The organism is Nocardia sp. SYP-A9097 (genome assembly GCF_009649815.1).
In the GTDB taxonomy this organism is placed as follows: domain Bacteria; phylum Actinomycetota; class Actinomycetes; order Mycobacteriales; family Mycobacteriaceae; genus Nocardia.
Window position 1 is genome coordinate 101,118 of the sequence record NZ_WJIC01000017.1, and the last position, 19,551, is coordinate 120,668.

A 19,551-nucleotide genomic window follows, 5' to 3' on the forward strand; every position below is an offset into this window, starting at 1 on the left:
CTGGAGGATGGGCGCCGCCGCGGTCAATACGGATCGCCGCGCGCGGCGTCGGATCCGCGAATCTCGCCGCTGGCAACGTGGTTCATGCGGTCCGGTTCGACCTTGCTCCGCCCGGGGTTGCGGCTTGCCTGCTGGGCTGCGCGGCAGTTGGAGTCGATTCCCGCAGGCCCGAGCCTCGCAACCATCAGGGGAACGGCAATGAAGCCCGGGACGCCCACGCCGTACGTGCGTGGCGGGACCTCAGGACAGTAGGCGTCGCAGGAGTTTGTTTGCGTGCAGGGCAGTCGGCGCGTGCATGGCCGCCAGATGTGTGCTGGTGGAACGTTGTGCACTCAGAGCAGCACCACTGAACGCAGCACTTCGCCGGAATGCATGGTGTGGAAAGCCTTTTCGACGTCGGCGAGGCCGATTCGCTCGGTGACGAACTTCTCCAGTGGTAGCCGTCCCTGCAGGTGCAGGTTGATGAGGGTGGGGAAATCGCGTTCGGGCAGGCAGTCGCCGTACCAGGACGATTTGAGAGCTCCGCCGCGGGAGAAGAAGTCGATCAGCGGCATCTCCAAGGTCATATCGGGGGTGGGCACGCCGACCAGTACCACGGTGCCGGCGAGATCTCGGGCGTAGAACGCCTGCTTCCAGGTTTCGGGTCGGCCGACGGCGTCGATGACGACGTCGGCGCCGAACCCGCCCGTGATTTCCTGAACGCGTGCAACAGGATCGGTGGTGGTCGCGTCGACGGTGTGGGTCGCGCCCAGTTCGCGGGCCCAGCCCAGTTTCCGCTCATCGCGATCGATGGCGATGATGGTGTGCGCTCCGACCAGGCGAGCGCCGGCGATCGCCGCGTCGCCGACACCACCGCAGCCGATGACCGCCACGGAGTCGTCGCGGCCGATGTTTCCGGTGTTGATCGCCGCACCCAGCCCGGCCATCACTCCGCAGCCGAGCAGTCCGGCGACGGCCGGGTCGACCGCGGGGTCGACTTTGGTGCACTGACCGGCGTGCACGAGTGTCTTATCGGCGAAGGCGCCGATGCCCAAGGCCGATGTCAGTTCGGTGCCGTCCTCGAGTGTCATCTTCTGTGTCGCGTTGAAGGTGTCGAAACAGTGTTGCGGCCGGCCCCGTTTGCAGGCTCGGCAGTTGCCGCAGACCGCACGCCAGTTCAGGATCACGAAATCGCCTGGTGCGACGGAATCCACTCCGGCGCCGATACTTTCGACGATCCCTGCCGCTTCGTGGCCGAGTAGGAACGGGAAGTCATCGTTGATTCCGCCTTCCCGGTAAGTGAGGTCGGTATGGCACACGCCGCATGCGGCGATGTCGACGACCACTTCACCCGGTCCGGGGTCGGGAATCACGATGGTGGTCACCTCTACCGGTGCACCCTTCGCCCGGGCGATCACGCCCTGCACGTGTTGGGGCATTCTTGTGCTCATTTCTTCGAAAGGTCAGGCCAACATTCGCTTTACGCACATCTCCAGGAGATCGGCGCCTTCGGCATAGGACAGATAGCCCATGCCGCTGCGCAGCATGGCGCCGTAGTACAGCAACTCGAGCATGTCGAGGCGTTCGCGGTCATTGGAGCCCAGCGCCTCAGCGAGACGGCGGCGGATCTCCGATCCGATCCGAACGCGCAGATGCTTCACATCGGGATCGTCGCCGAGCAGGGCATTGCTGATCGCGCCGGCCAGGGCGGGCTCGTCCGCCACCAGCAGCGCGATCTGCCGGAGCACCACGACGACCCGGTCGGTCGGACCCGCCCCGTCGATCCGCACCGGAGCAGAGGCGGTGAGCCGTCGCCAGAAGACCTCGGAGATCAGATGTTCCTTGGACGAGAAGTAGGTGTATGCGGTGGCCGTGCCCACTCCTGCCGTGGCGGCCACGAGTCGAATTGTCGTGCCGGAGTAGCCTTCCCGCGACAGCACCGCAACCGCCGAAGCAGTCAGGCGGTCGACGGTATCGGCTTGCTTCTCGGTCAGACGGCGACGGGTGGCTTCGACTCCGGCAGGGGTGGGTTCGGACATGGATCCTGCTTTCAGTACGCGATGAAGAGGATCTCGTCGGGGGAGTAGTCGTGCCCGGGATGGTTCTCGGCCAGGTGCGCTTGTGTCTTGGCGATGAGGTCGGCTTCGTCGAAGCCGCGAATGTATTCACCGCACGGGCAGTTGAGGCGGGTCTTGCCTACCTTCTCCCTAGGCATAACGCACCTGCCAGTGCTTGATGCCGTTGATCCAACCATTGCGCAGCCGTTCGGGTTCGGCGATCTGGGTCAGGTTGGGCATGGCGTCGGCGATCGCGTTGAACATGAGGTCGATTTCCAGGCGCGCCAGATTCGCGCCGACGCAGAAGTGCGCGCCGGTGCCGCCGAAAGCCAGGTGCGGATTGGGATCGCGCTGGATGTCGAAGGTGAACGGATCGGTGAAGGCGTCCTCGTCGAAATTGGCTGAGCTGTAGAACAATCCGACGCGCTGGCCCGCGCGGATGAGTTGTCCGCCGAGTTCGGTGTCCGCGGTGGCGGTGCGCTGGAAGGCGGCCACCGGGGTGGCCCAGCGGACGATCTCGTCCGGTGCGGTTCGTGACCGCTGCTCTTTGTACAGCTCCCATTGATCCGGGTGGTCGATGAAGGCTTTCATTCCGTGTGTGATCGCATTGCGGGTGGTCTCGTTGCCGGCGACGGCGAGCAGGATGACGAAGAATCCGAATTCGTCGGAACCCAGCGCCTCGCCGTCCAGGTCGGCGTTGACGAGCTGGGTGACGATATCGTGGCCGGGCGCGGCGCGCCGTTCCTCGGCCATATTCCAGGCGTAGCCGAGGATTTCGACCGAGGCGGCGGTGGAGGAGTCGGTGGTGCTGGTGTCGCCGAATTCGGGATCATCGTAGTTGAGCATCGCATTGGACCAGCGGAACAGTTTGCCCCGATCCTGTTGCGGCACACCGAGTAATTCGGCAATGGCCTGGAGCGGCAACTCCGACGCGACCTGCTCGACGAAGTCACCGCCACCGTCTCGCTTGGCCGCGTGCACGATCCGCTCGGCCCGCTCGGCCAGCGCCGCACGCAGTCCCTCGACCGCGCGTGGACTGAAACCCTTGGAGATGATGCGCCGGATCTTGGTGTGCTTGGGTGGATCCATATTCACCAACAGCGCACCGGTCAGTTCGATTTGCTCCATGGTGACCTCGCCGGGCAGACGGATGATCGAACCTTTGCGTTGCGAGGAAAACAGGTCCGGCTTGCGCGAGATCTCTTTGATGTCCTCGTGTTTGGTGATCGCCCAGTAGCCGCCGTCGCAGAAGCCGCCGGAGGTCTCATCCGATTGCGCGTTCCACCACACCGGTGCGGTACGGCGCAGTTCCGCGAATTCCGTTGTGGGATTGCGGGTTTCCCACAGGGTCGGATCGGTGAAATCGAATCCGGTGGGAAGGGTTGGAGCTGGCACAGCTTCCTCCTGTTGGGTCAACAACGTTGTGGACCAGGGACTCCGGTCGGAGTCACCGCTGACGGCGGCGGTAGCGGACGCGGCAGGGCTGAGCGAGCTGCACCACCATCTTGGAGTGGTCGTTGTGGTAACTGTCCGACGGCTGCGCCAACTCGAATTCCCAGTCCCGCAGCAGGATCGAGAAGATGGCCTTCAACTGCATGAGTGCGAAAGCCGCTCCGACACAGCGGTGCCGGCCAGCGCCGAACGGAATCCACGTCCATCGGTTGATCAGATCCTCCTGCCGTGGATCGAGGTAGCGGCCGGGTTCGAAGGCGTCGGGTTCGGGGAAATCCTCCGGAATCCGGTTGGACACCGCGGGAGTCGCGGCGACCATGTCGCCGGGCGCGATCCGGTGTCCGCACACCTCGAATTCGTCGCGGGCGATGCGCATGAGAATGATCAGCGGCGGGTGCAGGCGCAGTGTCTCCTTGAGCGTGGCCTCCAGCGTCGGAATTTGGCGCAGCGCATTGTGACTCACCTCGGAGCCGTCCGCGAACAGCTCGTCGAGTTCAGTGACCACCTCGGTCAGCAGTTCAGGGTGCCGCAGCAATTCGATAATCGTCCACGCCGCGGTGCCCGAAGTGGTGTGGTGCCCGGCGAACATCATCGAGATGAAGATGCCGGTGATCTCACTGGCCGAGAACCTGGACACCCCCTGCTCGTCCTTCACCGAGATCAGTACGTCGAGCATATCCCGATCCTGTTTGCCCACAGGCGGATTGGCTTCGCGCTGATCCATGATCCCCTGCACCAGTTCGACCAACTGCACACGCGCCTCGTCGCGCCGGCGGAAACTGTCGATCGGTGCGTAGGGGTCGACGTAGGCGAGCGCGTCGGTGCCCTGCTCGAGCTCGTGATACAGATGAGCGAAACGCTCGTCGAGCTGATTGCGGAATTTCACCCCGATCAGGCAGGACGAGGAGGTGTAGATGGTCAGTTCGGCGAAGAATTCGAGCAGATCGATCTCGCCCTCGTCACCCCAGCGCGCGAGCATCTGCTCGACTTCGGTGGCGATGGTGCCGGCGTGCCCGCGCATATGCTCGGCTCGCAGCGCCTGGTTGTGCAACATCTCCTTGCGGCGTTCGGGCGGAGCGTCGAAGACGACGCCGTCGCCGAAGATCGGCTTCATGAACGGGTAGGCCGCGCCCTGGTCGAGTTCGTCATCGCCGGCGCGGAAGAAGAACTCGTTGGCCTCGGCCCCGGACAGCAGGATGACATCGCGGCCGGCGAGTTCGAAGGAGCCGACATCGCCGCATTCGGCGCGGACGCGGCGCATCAACGCGATGGGATCGGTACGGAACTCCTCCAGGTGCCCGTGCTCGCCCCCGCCTCCGGAAACACGCTGCGGCTTGACCAATGTCATTGGAAATCCTTCCCGGGATCTCTGTCCGGACAGATGATGGACATGTGTCCGGACGGTACTACGAGAAATAGTCCGCGACAAGCCTCGGTGTCGGCGATGGTGCCGTCGCCGAGTGCTTCGCCGCGCGGATTCCCGCTGGCGTGCACCGCAATTGACGCTTGCGCCCGATCAGCCTTCCGAACTATATTCCGAACAGCTGTCCAGACATGTTTCGGGAGTCGTATGATGAATGACCTGGTCCCTGCCGAAGGCACCCCACTGCTGATCGGGGGCAAACTGCTCCCCGGTGGGTCGGGTGTCTTCGCGACGGTCGATCCCGCCACCGAGGAGATACTCGGCCACGCGGCCAATGCCTCCGCCGCCGATATGGACGCCGCGATCGCGGCAGCGCGCACCGCCTTCGATAGCACCGACTGGTCTCGCGATCACGCCTTCCGCGCCCATTGTGTTCGCCAGCTGCGTGACGCACTGCGTGCGCATATCGAAGAATTGCGCACGATCACCATCGCCGAGGCCGGTGCGCCGGTCATGCTCACCAGCGGCCCGCAACTGGAGGGGCCGGTCGGCGACCTGTCCTTCGCTGCCGATCTGAGCGAGAACTACAGCTGGGCAACCGATCTCGGGACCGCCGAGCAGATGGGTATCAACAGTCGACGGCAGATCCGGCGCGAAGCGGTCGGTGTCGTCGGCGCGATCACGCCGTGGAACTTCCCGCATCAGATCAATCTCGCCAAGCTCGGCCCGGCGCTGGCCGCAGGCAACACGGTGGTGCTCAAGCCCGCACCCGATACCCCGTGGTGCGCGGCGGTGCTGGGCGCGCTCATCGCCGAACACACCGACATCCCCGCCGGAGTGGTGAATATCGTGACCTCCGACAGTCACGGCATCGGTGCGCAATTGGTGGAAGACCCACGCGTGGACATGATTTCGTTCACCGGCTCCACCCGCACGGGCCGCGCGGTGATGACCGGCGGCGCGGTGAACCTCAAGCGCACCTTTCTGGAACTGGGCGGCAAATCCGCCGCCGTCGTCCTCGATGACGCCGATATCGCGACCGCGGTGAGCTACACCGCGTTCTCCGTGGCAGTGCACGCCGGGCAGGGCTGTGCGCTCACCACCCGGTTGCTGGTACCGCGTGCGGCATACGCCGATGCCGTCGCGGCCGCCGCCAAGACCATGGCCGGAATGCGGCCCGGCGATCCGAACAATCCCGGAACCATTTGCGGCCCACTGATTTCCGCCGCCCAGCGCGACCGCGTCGAACGCTATCTCGAAATCGCCCGCGCCGAGGGTGGGCGGATCGTGACCGGCGGTGGCCGTCCCGAGGATCGGTCGCGCGGTTTCTTCATTGAACCCACCGTCATCGCCGATCTCGACAACAACGCCACCGTCGCGCGGGAGGAGATCTTCGGCCCGGTGCTGGTGGTCATCCCGCACGACGGTGACGCCGACGCCATTCGGCTTGCCAATGACTCTCCGTACGGGTTGTCAGGCTCGGTCTGGGGTACCGACCCCGAGCGAATCGACCGTGTGGTCAACGGTATTCGCACCGGCACCCTGAGTGTGAACGGTGGTCTCTGGTATCACGCCGACGCGCCGTTCGGTGGTTACAAACAGTCCGGCATCGGGCGCGAAATGGGTGTCGCCGGTTTCGAGGAGTACCTCGAAACCAAGCTGATCGCCACGCCCGCTTGATCTTTCGAACACCTACACCCATGACTAGGAGTGCAACCATGGCACGTTTCATCGGACGATCCGCGATCGTCACCGGCGCCGCGCAGGGCATCGGCGCCGTCTACGCCAAAGCTCTTGCGGCAGAGGGTGCGAAGGTGGTCGTGGCCGACCTCAACGCTGAGCGCGGGGAGCAGGTCGCCAAGGAGATCGTCGCCGACGGCGGCACCGCCGTCTATCACCGCGTCGATGTCGCCGATCCCGAGTCCGCCAAGACACTGGCCGAATTCACCATCGCCGAGTTCGGGGCGATCAACCATCTCGTGAACAACGCCGCCATCTACGGCGATATGAAACTCGACCTACTGGTCACGGTGCCCTGGGATTACTACAAGAAGTTCATGGGCGTAAACCTCGACGGGGCGTTGAACATGACCCGCGCCGTCTGGGAGAACATGAACGCCAACGGCGGCGGCTCCATCGTCAACCAGTCCTCCACCGCTGCCTGGCTGTACTCCGGCTTCTATGGCCTCGCCAAGGTTGGAATCAACGGTCTCACACAGCAATTGGCGAATGAGCTGGGTGGCTGCAAGATCCGCGTCAATGCTGTCGCGCCCGGCCCGATCGATACCGAGGCCACGCAGACCGTGACCCCTGGCAATCTGGTCAAGGAGATGGTGTCCCGCATCCCGATCAAGCGCATGGGCACCCCCGACGATCTGGTCGGCGCCTGCCTGTATCTGCTCTCCGACGAGGCGGCCTGGGTCACCGGCCAGATCCTCAATGTCGATGGCGGACAGATCATCCGGTCATGAGCACCGCCGAGCATGCCGCCGATCGACTCGCCGTCGGGTTCATCGGTCTGGGCAATATGGGTAAGCCGATGGCCCGGCGACTGCTGGAATGGCCTGGTGGACTGACGGTCTGCGATGTGCGACCGGAGGCCATCCTGCCGTTCGTCGAGGCCGGAGCCACAGGTGTGGGCGATGCCGCGGAGCTGGGTGCCAAGGCCGATGTGATCGGTGTGACCGTGGTCGACGATGCCCAGGTCCGTGAGGTCGTGATCGGTCGGCGAGGAATCCTTCGCACGGCCCGCCCGGGGACCGTGATCGCCGTGCACTCCACCATCAGTGATCGGACCGCCGAGCAGCTCGCCGTGGTCTGTGCCGAGCAGGCGGTCGAGTTCGTCGACGCGCCGGTCAGCGGTGGGGCAGGCGCGGCGAAAGCCGGAACCCTGGCGGTGATGGTCGGCGGCACCGCCGACGCGGTGGACCGGATTCGGCAGCCGTTCAGCAGCTTCGCCAATCTGATCGTGCACGCCGGTCCGGTGGGTGCGGGCACCCGCATGAAGCTCGCCCGCAACCTGCTGCATTTCGTATCCTTCACGGCCGCAACCGAAGCCCAACGCCTGGCCGAGGCGGCCGGGCTCGATATCGCCGCACTGGGCAAGGTCGTCCGCCACTCCGACGCGGTGACCGGTGGTCCCGGCGCGATCATGTTGCGGGACAACACGGCCGCGATAGATCCCGAGGACTTCTGGTTCTCCATCTTCAGCCACGTCCGCACTCTCGGGGAGAAGGATCTGACGCTGGCTGTCGAGCTCGGCGACCGCCTGGGCGTCCCCCTTCCACTGGCGTCGCTCGGGCTGGACGGCCTCGGCCGCGGGCTCGGCGTCGTACCCGCCGTCGATCAAGAGGACAGGGCATCATGACCATCCCCGCACACACCGATTCTCCCGCCGAAACCCGCACGCGCGGCCTGGCGAAAATGAGCGAGGTCTACGGTTGGGAATTCCGTGACGGACCCGGCGACCATTTCGCGGTGACTGCCGATCATCTCTTCGCCGACATCTGGTCCCGGCCGGGGCTCACCGTGCGCGATCGTCGCCTCCTATTGCTCGGCGCCCTGACTGCCCAAGGGCTGTTCGATACCGCCGAGATCCAGGTCGGGGCCGCGCTGCGCAACGAGGAACTCGCTCCCGAACAGTTGCGGGAGATCGCGCTGTTCCTGTGCCACTACGTGGGATGGCCTGCCGGCACCCGCTTGGACGGCGTGGTGGGCACGGTGCTTGCTCAGCAGAAAGCGCAATCTCGATCCTGATCGGCCGAAAGATGTTGCGCCACTTCGAAGGAGCCACATGATCGAAAAGCAACTCCTCAGCGGTCGGGCGGCGGTGGTTGTCGGAGGTGGCAGTGGCATCGGTGCGGCGGTGGCCGAATTGCTGAGCCGCCACGGCGCCGGTGTCGTGGTCAATTCCCGTAGTGGGCAGGCGGTCGCGCGCACGGTCGAGCGCATCCGGGAGCTGGGTGGTGAAGCGGTCGGTTTCGCCGGATCGGCGGCCGATATGGACACCGCCCAGGGATTGGTCTCGGCGTGCGTCGATGCCTTCGGCGGGATCGATATTCTCGTCAACTGCGCCGGGATCGCCGAGCCGCCTCGGTCCTCGATCCTCGAAGTGAGCCCGGCCGAATGGCAGGCGCTGTTGGATTCGCACCTGACGACCGTATTCAACACCTGTCGCGTAGCCGCGCCGCTGATGGCGGCAGGGAAGGGCGGGTCGATCATCAATACCGGATCCTTCGCCTACCTTGGCGACTACGGCGGAACCGGATACCCGGCGGGAAAAGGTGCTGTGACCAGCCTGAGTCTGGCCATGGCAGCCGAGCTGAAGGAGCACAGGGTGCGTGTGAACACGGTCTGCCCCGGTGCCAAGACCCGCTTGTCGACCGGGCCGGACTATGAAGCGCACATTCAGCGGCTGCACGAGCGCGGCCTGCTCGATGAAGTGACCATGCGTGGATCCCTCGACGCTCCGCCGCCGGAGTACGCGGCCGCGCTGTACCTATATCTCGCCGCCGATATCTCGGCGTCGATCACCGGGGAGGTCTTCATCGCGGCGGGTGGTTTTGTCGGCCGATTCCCCCGCCCGGCACCCGAGGTGCTCGGATATCGCGATCATCTACAGGCCGAACCATGGTCGGTCACCGCCCTCGCAACCATGCTCGACGGCCGCTGAGCGCACCGGAAGCAGTCGGCCGATGGGTACCGACTCCTATGGACACATGCCTGACATCAATCTGTTCGAAATTCTGGACTGATGTCTGGTATGTGGTCCAGGTCATATGGTAGCGTCTCGCCAAGGCATGGGGAGCCGGTGGGACCGAGTGGAACTCTTTCCCGAATCAATAGCGGCGCCCCGGTTCGGCAGGGAGTTCGATGTCCAGCACGGAATTGTTCGATCCACCAACGGAACAGGCGAAAGCGGCGGAGGTGTTGCGCCGGAATTTCACCGAAACAGTACTTTCCAGCGTGGCGACTTTCGGCCGTGCACTGCGAATCGGAGCGAGTGCGACTCGAATTGGAGCGGTGGACGCATTCCGGCTGCGGTTTCAGGTGCACGAAACCCTCGCCCAGGCATGGTTTCTGATTCGGGTCACCGCGATACCCAGCATCCTGATGGCCATTCCATTCGGTGTCATCGTCTCCGCACAAGTCGGCAATATCGTCTCCCAGCTCGGGGCCGATTCGATGATCGGCGCGGCGGGCGGGCTCGGCGTCATCAAACAGGGCGCGCCCATGGCGACGGCCATGCTGCTCGGTGGCGCCGGAGCGGCCGCGATCGCCGCCGACCTCGGTGCGCGCACCGTCCGCGAGGAGGTCGACGCCATGCGGGTGATGGGCGTGGATCCGATCCAGCGCCTGGTGGTGCCGCGCATCGCCGCGATGATGCTGATCGCCCCGCTGCTCAATATTCTGATCATCTTCGTCGGTGTCACCGCGGGCTTCGCGGTCTCGGTGACGGTCTTGAATGTCACTCCGGGCAGTTACTGGGAGTCCTTCGGTTCCTTCACGACCCCGATCGACGTGTGGGTCTCGCTGATCAAGGCGACGCTGTTCGGCTTCCTGGTTGTGGTCATCGCCTGTCAGCGTGGGCTGGAGGCCAAGGGCGGTCCGCGCGGTGTCGCCGACGGTGTCAATGCGGCGGTGGTGATGTCGGTGGCCGCGGTGGTGGTGCTCAATACCGCGATTACGCAGGTGGTGACCATGTTCCTGCCGGTCAGGATCGCCTGATGGCGGCCACACCGTACCGTCCCGCCGGTCTGCGCTGGGTGAATCGGCTACCGCGGCACGTACATCCGATGCGGCCGGTGGACTCCATCGGATTCGTGATCGGGTTCTGCTGGCAGGTGATCTCCTCGGTGCCGTACACCCTGGTGCACTACCGCCGCCAAACCATCACCGTCATAACGGATATGACCTGGGGCCGTGGTTCGGTGATCATCGGCGGTGGCGTGGTGCCGCTGATGATGCTGATGGGCGCGGCCATGGGGGCCTCGATCGGCATCGAGGCCTTCAGCGCGCTGAACCTGCTGTCACTGGGGCAGCTCAGTGGACTCATCTCGGCCTTCGGCGTGACCCGGGAGATGGCGCCGATCGCGGCGGGGGTCGGCTTCGCAGCGCAGGCCGGGTGCCGGATGACCGCGGAGATCGGATCTATGCGCATATCGGAGGAGATCGATGCCCTCGAATCGCTCGGAATCCGATCCGTGCCGTTCGTCGTGACCACTCGCGTGATCGGCGGAATTATCTCGGTGGCACCGGCTTTCGTGGTCGCACTGATTCTCAGCTACTTTTCCTGCGAGGTAATCGTGACCGTTGTGCATGGCACCCCTTCGGGTACCTACAACCATTATTTCGATCAATTCATCGTGCCGTGGGATATCTTCGCCGCGATCATCAAGGTGGTGGTGTTCGCCATAGCCGTCGTACTGATCCACTGCTATCAGGGATTCTTCGCGACGGGTGGCCCTGAGGGCGTCGGAATCGGATCGGGCCGCGCTATTCGCGCCAGCCTGGTGGCAATCATCGCGCTTGATATGGTCGCGACAATTCTGCTGTGGGGATTTCAATCTCCCATCGCGTTCACGGGGTGAGGATATGCCCGTATATGCACTGCCGGGTTCGGAAGTCGGACCGCGCAAAGCGCGAGTATTGGGTGTGGTCACGGTCGTGCTCATGCTGTTCGGCGTGGCCGCCTGGCAGTTGACGCCCGATTCCACGTCGGCGGACGAAATCGATGTGGTTCTGATCGTCGGCTACGTCGGTGAGGGGATCGGACCAGGAACAGATGTCCGACTCGACGGTGTTCGGGTCGGCTCGGTCAACGCCATCGACTTCGCCGGACAGGGCCGTAAACAGGTGGCGCTGAGCCTGTTCCGCTCCCAGCTCTTCGGGTTGACCAACGCGTTGTCCGTCGCCTACGTGCCGGGGAATCTCTTCGGTATCAGTGCGCTCGAACTGCATCCGGATACCGGTGGCGTGCTGCTGGCCGATGGCTCGAAGGTGGACCTCACCGGTCGCGATCGTGTTCGCGACGCGACCCTGTCCGCACTGCTGAACTCCACCGGCGATCTCACCCAACAGGTGCTGACCCCACAGCTCACCGGGTTGCTACATACCTTCTCCCGGGACCTGGGCGCGTTCACTCCGCTCCTGCAGGCGATCGGCACGACGGTGCGGTCGTACACCGAGACCGCGCAGATGCCGCCTTCGGTGCTGTTCGGTCGCTACGGCGCGGCCCTGTCCGGGACCCCGCCCATGCTCGCCGGTGGCCTGACCGTGCTCGATGCCAGCTACAACAATTCCTATCTGCGGGACGAGGAACATATCGCCAAGTTCGGCTATTTGTGGTCCAACATCCAGAACGGACTGCTGCCGGTGGTCACCCAGCTGTTCGGCACCGCACAGCCGTATTTCTCTGGGCTGCTTCCCATTATGACGATGATGCTCGACCGGATCACCGGCTCGGTCAGCGATCCGCAAGGCTCCGCTGCCCAGCTGAGTGAGCTGGTGGATCGGCTCGGCCTCGCCTTCCATGACTCTCCGAACGGACCGGTGCTCACCGCGCGCGCCGAACTCGATCTCGTACCCGGTCTGGCGACGCCGCTGGCTGCGCTGGTCGGTGGAGGCGGCCGATGAAGACTCGTTCCCTGCTGGTTCGGGTGGCACTCGCGGCCCTGACGATGCTGGTCGTGCTGGCCGGGGTCTTCGAACTCATCGAACGGCCGGTGAGCGGCCACACCGACGGCTACACCGGCATGTTCACCGATGCGAACGGTCTGCGGCCGGGCGATGACGTGCGGCTCTACGGCGTTCAGGTCGGCAAGGTGCAGGGCGTTGATCTGGACGGCGCACTCGCGCGAGTGCGATTCACCGTTGCGTCCGATCGTCCGTTGTTCGCCAACACCAAGATCGCGGTCCGCTACCAGAATCTCACCGGCTTCCGATATCTGGAAATCGTGCAGCCGGATCAACCCGGCGAAAAACGTCGTGCGGGAACGGCTTTCGGTGTCGACCAGACGGTGTCGGCCTTCGACATCACGGCGCTGTTCAACGGCCTGCAACCGGTGTTGCGCGAACTCTCACCCGCCGATCTGAACCAGTTCACCACGAGTCTGCTCGCCCTCGTCGAGGGTGATGGCACCGGTTTGGGTCCCGCGCTAGGCGCGATCGAGAAGCTGAGTCGTTATGCCTCGGACCGCCAGGCGGTGCTCTCGACCCTGGTCACCAACATCGCCCAGGTCTCCGATCACATCGGCGGCGCTTCGGGGGACGCGATGAAACTCCTTGGCTCCCTTACCGATCTGTTCGTTGTCATCACCGACAAGTTGCCCGGACTGGTCGACTTCTCCAATCAGATCCCGCCGGTGTTGCAGCCGTTGCGAAGTCTGCTGACCACCTTCGGGCTCACCGGTCAGCAGGACCGCGATTTCGACGCACTGCTCAAGCAGGCTTTTCCCGACCCCTACGACGCGGTCGCGGTCTTCGAGCGGATGCCCGGGCTGATCCAGTCGATCGCCGCCGCGCTGCCCGGAACCGGTCCGGATGCGCCGCCGACCTGCTCGCACGGCGCGGCATCGGCCCCCGACCCCATCGGCATCCTGATCGCCGGACAGAGGATCGTCCTATGCAACTCGTGAAACGCCTTGCGCGGCTACCTGTTTCGCGGGGACGGTCCGACGCGGCCCTCCGGCACAGCGATCTGCGCTGGGGCATTGGAGGATTGTGCGCGGTGCTCGTCCTGGTCGCGGCCATCGGAGTCGTCTACTTGACCGGGACGACCCCCGAAAAGACCTATCGCGCGGAATTGTCGCAGGCCGGCACGATCCGGGAGGGCGACGATGTGCGCGTCGCCGGAATCCCAGTGGGGAAGGTGAAATCGCTGACGCTGCTCTCTGACCGGGTGCGCATGGAGTTCACCGCGAAGGACGGCGTCTTCCTCGGCGATCAGACCGTACTCCATATCCGGATGCTCACCGTCGTCGGCGGCTACTATCTCGCGGCCGAGCCGGTAGGCGCCAAACCTCTTGGTAGAGCGGTAATTCCGATGGAACGGGTAATGATCCCCTACAACCTCACCCAGGCGTTCCAGGACGCGGTGCAGCCGGTGCGGGAGATCGACGGGACGGTGCTGCGGCGGAACCTGGCCGTACTGTCCGCGTCGCTGGACAAGAGCCCGGAGTCGATTCGCGCGACGGTGGGCGCGGCCGCGGACCTGGTCGGCATGCTGGACCGGCAGAACGCCGACATCTCGCGCACGCTGTCCTTCGCCGATGAGTACCTGACGGCCATGCGGGAGAACTCCGCTGTGCTGGCGAAGCTGGTGATCAACCTCGGCACCATGGAGAACATCATCCGGAACAACAAAACCCAAGTCGCACAGGCACTCAACGATCTGGCGGTGGTGCTGGGGGACGTCGCGCCCCTGGGTCAGGCTTGGGACCGGAATTTGAAGCAGCGCGCGCAGCCGCTCGCCGACGCGATACCGACCTTGCAGCAACTGGGGGACCGGCTCGGCGAACTCCTGCAATCATTGCGCGCCCTGGAGCAGAAATTGTCGCCGCTCCTCCCCGCGAACGGCGGGATCACCGTCGACCACTCCGCGACGACCCTCAGCCTGCCGACCGTGTGTGTACCCGTGCCCGGGGGAGGATGTTGATGTTGCGAGGAATCCTCGGCTCGCGAGCCGTGATGTCGGTGGCGGTGATCATCGTCCTGGTGCTCGCCGGCGCGATCGCGCTGACGGTCGGCAAGCCCGCACCGGCGACCAAGACCTACTGCGCCGATATGCCCGACAGCATCGGGCTCTACCAGGGCAGCTCAGTCACCGTGCTGGGCATACCGGTCGGCGAGGTGACCGATATTCGATTGCACGGCACCGTATCTCGGGTGTGGTTCACCGTGCGTGCCGATCGCGTGCTGCCCCGCGATGTCGGGGCCGTCACCGTCAGCGACACCCTGGTCGCGGATCGGAAGCTGGCGCTGATCGGTCCCGAGCCGTCGGGGAGCGCGGGCTGGAATCCGAGCGATTGCATCACCAAATCCGTGACGCCCAAAAGCCTTTCGGAGACGTTCGATGCCTTGGGCCAACTCTCCGACCAACTCAACTCCGTCGATGATCCCGCGCAACGCGACTCGATGGGGTCCGGGCTCGCCGCCCTGAACAACGCCACCTCCGGTTCGGGGGACCAGCTGAATGCGATCATTCAGCAGCTCGGCACGGCGCTGGCCGCGCCCGATGCCGCCATCGGCCATATCGGCGCGCTGCTGGACGCGGCGATGGAATTGAGTCAGCGGGCTCGTGGGGGCTGGTCGCAAGTGCGCGAGACGGTGACCGGTCTGCCACAAGCCTTCAGCGATATCAATCGCATCGCCTTTCCGCCGATCATCGATTTGGTGAGCGCGCTGAGCAAGGTGCTGCCCGAGCTCAACGACGTGATAGTGATGTTCGGCTCGCCGGCGCTGCGCGCGCTGAATTCGGTGTCGAATCTGCCGCAGCTGCTGGCGTCCGGGGTCGGTTCGGTGGCGCAGATCATCGGTCTGGCGCCGGCCATCGCGGCGGGATTCGCGAGCGCGATCGACCCGGCCACCGGGAAGCTGAACATCACCTACGCCTCGCCGAAAGTAGCTCTGACACAACCGGATACGGCTCAGGTCTGCGCTGCCGTACAGGCGCTCACCGGGCAGGAATGCCGAACCTCGGCGAACGGAGCCGTCACGGTGCCCGTACTGCCCGCGCTGCTGGCGGCGGTGAGTGCGCGATGAGACTTCGGACGAGGAAGCACCGCACAACGCTGGGCAGGTGTCTGGGCATCGCGGTGGTGGTACTGGTCGCCCTGACCGGGACAGGATGTGGTTTCCGGCCTTCGGAGATCACGGTGCCCGGCTCCGGCGTCGACGGGCCAACCTACGACCTGCACATCCAGTTCGCCAATGTGCTCAACCTCCCGCCGGGGGCCAAAGTGCTCGCCGACGGTGTGCGGGTGGGCCAGTTGGCGGGTCTGCGACTGGTCGATCCGGTGCCGACCGCCTCGACCGCGGCGGGCCGACGGGGGTATGTGGTGGCCGATGTGGCCATTCGCTCGTCGGTGCGCTTGCCGGTGGGCACGACGGCCGCACTGCGACAGGAGACACCGCTGGGTGATGTGCATATCGCGCTGAGCGTGCCCGTCGACGCGCCCGACTCCACGATGTCGCCGGGTGCGACGATTCCACTCGTCCAGACGGTCGAGTCGCCGCCCATCGAGGATATTTTCGCGGGGCTGTCCAGCTTCGTGGGCAGCGGTGCGGTGAGCGACTTCCAGCGCATAGTCACCCAGATGAACGGGATCCTGCCGCCGGATCCGAACGAAACCGCCCGTATCGCAGCGAAATTGGGGCTCGATATCACCGACCTCGGTGACCACTTGAACTCGGTGGACGCGCTGCTCGATGGTCTCGCCGCCACCGGAGACGCCGGGCTGCGACAGAACCTGCCGATGCTCGACGAGCTGCTGACCCCCCACGGCGTGCAGCACACCGTGGACTCCATCAATGCCCAGATCGGTGTCATCTTCGTACTGACGGCGCTCGGTCCGGTCGCGCCGAGTCTGCTGTGGGTGGCGCCGGCCCTGCAATCGCTGGACCCCGCTGCGCGTGCGGTGGTGCCGATGCTGTTCGGCGCGCATCCGCTCGACGCGGATTCGCCGTCCACGATGAGCAAGGTGGTGGATCTCATTCAGAACAAGATCATTCCGTTCGTCGCGCAAGGCCCGAAAGTCAATGTGGTGGGGGTGACGGTCGGCCCGCAACCGGCCGCGTCGATATCTCCGCAGGAGCAGACCGGTCGCATAGTCGATACGCTGCGGATGATCGGGGTAGTTCGATGAATACCCGTGGCGTGGTATCACTTTCGGCTATCGCCGTGGTGCTGATACTCGGTGTCGCCTATATGGCGGTGGGCGTGCTCCACTTCGATCCCCGGCGCAGCTACATCGCCGCCGAGATGCGCTTGGACGACTCCGGCGGCCTGGGCGTGAATTCCCCGGTGCTGCTGGCGGGGGTTCAGGTCGGGCGCACCGAGGTGGTGACCAAGCAGGCCAAGGGCGTGCTGGTGCGATTGCGAATCGACAGCCGCTACCGAATTCCCTTGGCCAGCAACGTCCGCATCGAACAACTCTCGGCGCTCGGTGAACCGTATGTGCAGTTCTCCCCGATCCGCGATGCCGCACCGTTCATCGAGGACGGTCAGCTGATTCCGGCCGACCGAATCCGGGCGCCGATGACCATCTCCGCCCTATCGGCCAAGCTTGTCGAACTGCTCGCGCAATTCGACCCCAAGGTGATCTCCAACCTGGTCGGCACCTTCGACCACGCGCTGGCCGGCACAGACCCCACCATGCAGGTCCTGCAGCGCTCGACCTCGCTGCTGGCCGCCACGCTGCTCAGCCGCACGCAATCGGTGCGTCAACTCTTCGACAATATCCAGACCCTCGGCGGCGACATCGACTGGCTGGGACCATCTCTGGCCGCGGCCGGACCCGAGTTCGGCGCATTCGGCACCACCCTGAACAAGATCGTCGCCTCAGGCTCCGCACTCGCCGAAAGCCGCCCGGTCACAGAGTATTTCACCGGCGACGGTCTGGTTCCCTTCCTGCGCAATGTCACCGCGCTTATCGAACGTATCGGCCCCGCCGCCGCTCAACTGGCCCCGGTACTCCAGCCGGTGGTTGCCGACGCGGTGAACCGGACTCCGGCGCTCGACCTCAGCACCCTTATCGGCCAAGCGCTCCAGGGCGTCGAGCCGGACGGCACCCTCAATTTCCGGATCACCGTCAAATAGACGACCGCACAAAATGATCGAATCCGCGTTAGGACAGCACATGGCAACCAAAACAGACAACGACGTCGAAGTGACAACGGCGGCCATCGATCCCGAAAAGCCCACCCCCGGTTTGGCCGAGCGCACCGTGTCGCTTCGCCTGTCCACGATCCTGACCGCGTTGGCCCTGGTGGCGTTGCTCGTCGCGACGGCTGTCTTCGCGGCGATGTACATATCGGCCGAATCCAAACTCTCCGAACGTGATTCGTCAGCAGCCGCCGACCGCCACGCCGCCGAGATCGCCTCGAATTACGCGGTGGGAGCCTCGACGATCGACTACCGCGACACCAAAGCATGGCTGTCCCGCCTGCAATCGGGCACCACCGCACAGCTGTCCGCGAAATTCGACGCCACCGCACCCCAACTCGAACAGATCTTGCAACCCCTGCAATGGACATCCAAAGCAACCCCGCTCTCGGCGACAGTAACCTCCGAATCAGGCGGAATCTACAAGGTCAACGCCTACCTCAACGTCAGCTCGACCAGCGCCCAAACCCCCGACGGCGCCCAAACCACTGTTACCTATTCCCTGACCATCGACCGCAACGCCGAGTGGAAGATCACCGACGTCGGCGGCTTGCAGAACGCTCTGCCCTCGAAGTAGTCCCTCGCTGCGAACTTCGCGCGTGCCGGGTCGCCTCGGGAACTCCTCGAGATGTTCGGTCATCTCGAATGGGACAACCCGCAGCACCGAATCAGCTGCGGCAGAGCGACATTCGATTGCGTGTGCGGCACACGGCTCGATGATGCCGAGGCCGCTGCGGCACACCAAATCGGTGATCACTTGCAGATCCTGCGCCGACACAACCGTGCCGCGTGCTCGAGGGAGTTGATCGATCTGGTTGCCGAGCGGGCCCCGGAGCGCTGGGTGTGGTGGCGCACCGCGCCGACCGGTTGATGTTCACCTGCGGACTTCAGAGCCGGACGGCCGATTCCGTGCTGAGGAGAAGGATTTCGTATGGTCGTTCGCGCAGAGCGGGGGTTAAGCGTGAAGGAACTTGGCGATGGTCGCGGCGACGAACGGATCGTTGAGGTATCCGCTGATCCCGTGGTGGTTGGAGGTTGTGTTGCTGACTTTCTCGTAGTTCTCGATGGGTGGTTCGAGCGGGAACCAGTCCTGGTCGAGGGGGCGGAGCGCGACGATGTCGGCCTTGTCGTAGGCGTTGAACCAGTGGTCGGTATCGCGGGGGTGCGTGAGCGGGGTGTGCAGTCGTGTACGTATCGCGGAGATGCCGAGTGGGGAGCCGAGGGTGATCAATCCGTGGCAGTGACCGTGGCGGTCGGCGGAGCGAAGTACGTTGTAGGACAAGACGGTTCCGAGGGAGTGGGCCACCAACACGAAGGGAGCGTCGTCGAGTTCGGCGAGCACGACTTTGTTGATGGCGCGCTGAACGGCGGTGTTGGTCAGGTAGAGCGAGACATCACGGACCCATCGATCGATCAGCTTGGTGTCGAGGTCGGGGATGCGGCTGAGTGCTCGTGTGCAGGCCAGGACCCATCCCCAGTTCTGTGGGTCGCGAGGAATTGTGGTGCCGAGTTCTGTGTGTATCTGGTCGTCGGTGAGGCCGGCGGTTTCGGTCAGTTCTTTCCATATGGCGCGTTGGGTGGTGGCGTAGTCCGACGGGCCGTCGTCGGCGGATCGGGCAGAAATGTCTGCGGGCAGGCTGTTTTCGACTTCGTCGACGAGTTGGGCGAGCAGGTCGCCGTAAAAGGCGAAGTGGACGTCGGTGAGGTCTGCGTCGATGTCTGCGTTGGTCAAGCCTTCCTTCAGGGCGCTGATCCACCGTGTGCGGAGTCCGACGGGGTCTTTGCCCTGTTGTGAACGGCCATGGACGAGAACCACT

Annotated in this window: 21 protein-coding genes; 15 read left to right on the forward strand and 6 right to left on the reverse strand. The window is 64.7% G+C overall.

Annotated elements, in window-relative coordinates; all coding sequences use genetic code 11:
• Positions 1-332 precede the first annotated feature (332 nt).
• Genes GFY24_RS28280 through GFY24_RS28300 form a run of 5 tightly spaced genes read right to left on the reverse strand, consistent with a single transcriptional unit; the run spans position 333 to position 4,836 of the window.
• A complete protein-coding gene (locus tag GFY24_RS28280) occupies positions 333-1,418 on the reverse strand; it encodes an S-(hydroxymethyl)mycothiol dehydrogenase (protein WP_153808160.1) in 1,086 nt (361 codons plus the stop codon).
• A 24-nt stretch (positions 1,419-1,442) separates the two neighbouring features.
• The gene (locus tag GFY24_RS28285) at positions 1,443-2,018 is read right to left on the reverse strand and encodes a TetR/AcrR family transcriptional regulator (RefSeq protein WP_153808161.1); all 576 of its coding nucleotides are present in this window, start codon (positions 2,016-2,018) and stop codon (positions 1,443-1,445) included.
• Positions 2,019-2,029: 11 nt separating this feature from the next.
• Positions 2,030-2,194: a DUF1059 domain-containing protein gene (locus tag GFY24_RS28290; protein ID WP_153808162.1), complete on the reverse strand. Its 165-nt coding sequence runs from the start codon at positions 2,192-2,194 to the stop codon at positions 2,030-2,032.
• Positions 2,187-3,431 (reverse strand): cytochrome P450, encoded by a 1,245-nt coding sequence (locus GFY24_RS28295; RefSeq protein WP_309231444.1) that lies wholly within the window; start codon positions 3,429-3,431, stop codon positions 2,187-2,189. Before GFY24_RS28295 ends, GFY24_RS28290 begins: the two co-directional genes overlap by 8 nt.
• 52 nt (positions 3,432-3,483) lie before the next feature.
• The gene (locus GFY24_RS28300) at positions 3,484-4,836 is read right to left on the reverse strand and encodes a cytochrome P450 (protein WP_153808164.1); all 1,353 of its coding nucleotides are present in this window, start codon (positions 4,834-4,836) and stop codon (positions 3,484-3,486) included.
• A 225-nt stretch (positions 4,837-5,061) separates the two neighbouring features.
• Here GFY24_RS28300 and GFY24_RS28305 point away from each other — a divergent pair, with 225 nt between their 5' ends.
• The 15 genes from GFY24_RS28305 to GFY24_RS28375 all read left to right on the forward strand — a co-directional run bounded on the left by GFY24_RS28305 (position 5,062) and on the right by GFY24_RS28375 (position 18,605).
• Positions 5,062-6,531, forward strand: a complete 1,470-nt coding sequence (locus GFY24_RS28305) for an aldehyde dehydrogenase (RefSeq protein ID WP_153808205.1) — start codon at positions 5,062-5,064, stop codon at positions 6,529-6,531.
• Between the two features lie 38 nt (positions 6,532-6,569).
• Complete coding sequence (locus tag GFY24_RS28310; protein WP_153808165.1) at positions 6,570-7,322, forward strand: SDR family oxidoreductase; 753 nt, start codon at positions 6,570-6,572, stop codon at positions 7,320-7,322.
• The gene (locus GFY24_RS28315; RefSeq protein ID WP_153808166.1) at positions 7,319-8,218 is read left to right on the forward strand and encodes an NAD(P)-dependent oxidoreductase; all 900 of its coding nucleotides are present in this window, start codon (positions 7,319-7,321) and stop codon (positions 8,216-8,218) included. The genes GFY24_RS28310 and GFY24_RS28315 overlap by 4 nt, the downstream gene beginning before the upstream one ends.
• Positions 8,215-8,607, forward strand: coding sequence for a carboxymuconolactone decarboxylase family protein (locus GFY24_RS28320; protein ID WP_153808167.1), 393 nt, complete (start codon positions 8,215-8,217; stop codon positions 8,605-8,607). Before GFY24_RS28315 ends, GFY24_RS28320 begins: the two co-directional genes overlap by 4 nt.
• 37 nt (positions 8,608-8,644) lie before the next feature.
• The gene (locus GFY24_RS28325) at positions 8,645-9,523 is read left to right on the forward strand and encodes an SDR family NAD(P)-dependent oxidoreductase (RefSeq protein WP_153808168.1); all 879 of its coding nucleotides are present in this window, start codon (positions 8,645-8,647) and stop codon (positions 9,521-9,523) included.
• A gap of 200 nt (positions 9,524-9,723) precedes the next feature.
• Positions 9,724-10,578 (forward strand): ABC transporter permease, encoded by an 855-nt coding sequence (locus tag GFY24_RS28330; RefSeq protein WP_153808169.1) that lies wholly within the window; start codon positions 9,724-9,726, stop codon positions 10,576-10,578.
• On the forward strand, positions 10,578-11,441 hold the full coding sequence (locus GFY24_RS28335; RefSeq protein ID WP_153808170.1) for an ABC transporter permease: 864 nt from the start codon (positions 10,578-10,580) through the stop codon (positions 11,439-11,441). Before GFY24_RS28330 ends, GFY24_RS28335 begins: the two co-directional genes overlap by 1 nt.
• 4 nt (positions 11,442-11,445) lie before the next feature.
• Positions 11,446-12,486: an MlaD family protein gene (locus tag GFY24_RS28340; protein ID WP_153808171.1), complete on the forward strand. Its 1,041-nt coding sequence runs from the start codon at positions 11,446-11,448 to the stop codon at positions 12,484-12,486.
• Positions 12,483-13,487: an MlaD family protein gene (locus GFY24_RS28345; protein WP_153808172.1), complete on the forward strand. Its 1,005-nt coding sequence runs from the start codon at positions 12,483-12,485 to the stop codon at positions 13,485-13,487. Before GFY24_RS28340 ends, GFY24_RS28345 begins: the two co-directional genes overlap by 4 nt.
• Positions 13,475-14,506 carry an MlaD family protein gene (locus GFY24_RS28350; RefSeq protein WP_153808173.1) on the forward strand — a complete coding sequence of 344 codons (1,032 nt, stop codon included), beginning with the start codon at positions 13,475-13,477 and terminating at the stop codon, positions 14,504-14,506. The genes GFY24_RS28345 and GFY24_RS28350 overlap by 13 nt, the downstream gene beginning before the upstream one ends.
• Positions 14,506-15,612, forward strand: coding sequence for an MlaD family protein (locus GFY24_RS28355; RefSeq protein WP_153808174.1), 1,107 nt, complete (start codon positions 14,506-14,508; stop codon positions 15,610-15,612). Before GFY24_RS28350 ends, GFY24_RS28355 begins: the two co-directional genes overlap by 1 nt.
• Positions 15,609-16,715, forward strand: coding sequence for an MlaD family protein (locus GFY24_RS28360; protein ID WP_153808175.1), 1,107 nt, complete (start codon positions 15,609-15,611; stop codon positions 16,713-16,715). Before GFY24_RS28355 ends, GFY24_RS28360 begins: the two co-directional genes overlap by 4 nt.
• Entirely contained in the window at positions 16,712-17,668 is a 957-nt protein-coding gene (locus GFY24_RS28365; RefSeq protein ID WP_153808176.1) for an MlaD family protein, read from the forward strand. The genes GFY24_RS28360 and GFY24_RS28365 overlap by 4 nt, the downstream gene beginning before the upstream one ends.
• A gap of 40 nt (positions 17,669-17,708) precedes the next feature.
• Positions 17,709-18,311: a hypothetical protein gene (locus GFY24_RS28370; RefSeq protein WP_228566725.1), complete on the forward strand. Its 603-nt coding sequence runs from the start codon at positions 17,709-17,711 to the stop codon at positions 18,309-18,311.
• Positions 18,312-18,431: 120 nt separating this feature from the next.
• Positions 18,432-18,605, forward strand: a complete 174-nt coding sequence (locus tag GFY24_RS28375) for a hypothetical protein (RefSeq protein ID WP_153808177.1) — start codon at positions 18,432-18,434, stop codon at positions 18,603-18,605.
• Between the two features lie 84 nt (positions 18,606-18,689).
• Here the strand turns inward: GFY24_RS28375 and GFY24_RS28380 are convergent, their stop codons facing one another.
• Positions 18,690-19,466, reverse strand: coding sequence for a hypothetical protein (locus tag GFY24_RS28380; RefSeq protein ID WP_153808178.1), 777 nt, complete (start codon positions 19,464-19,466; stop codon positions 18,690-18,692).
• Positions 19,467-19,551 lie beyond the last annotated feature (85 nt).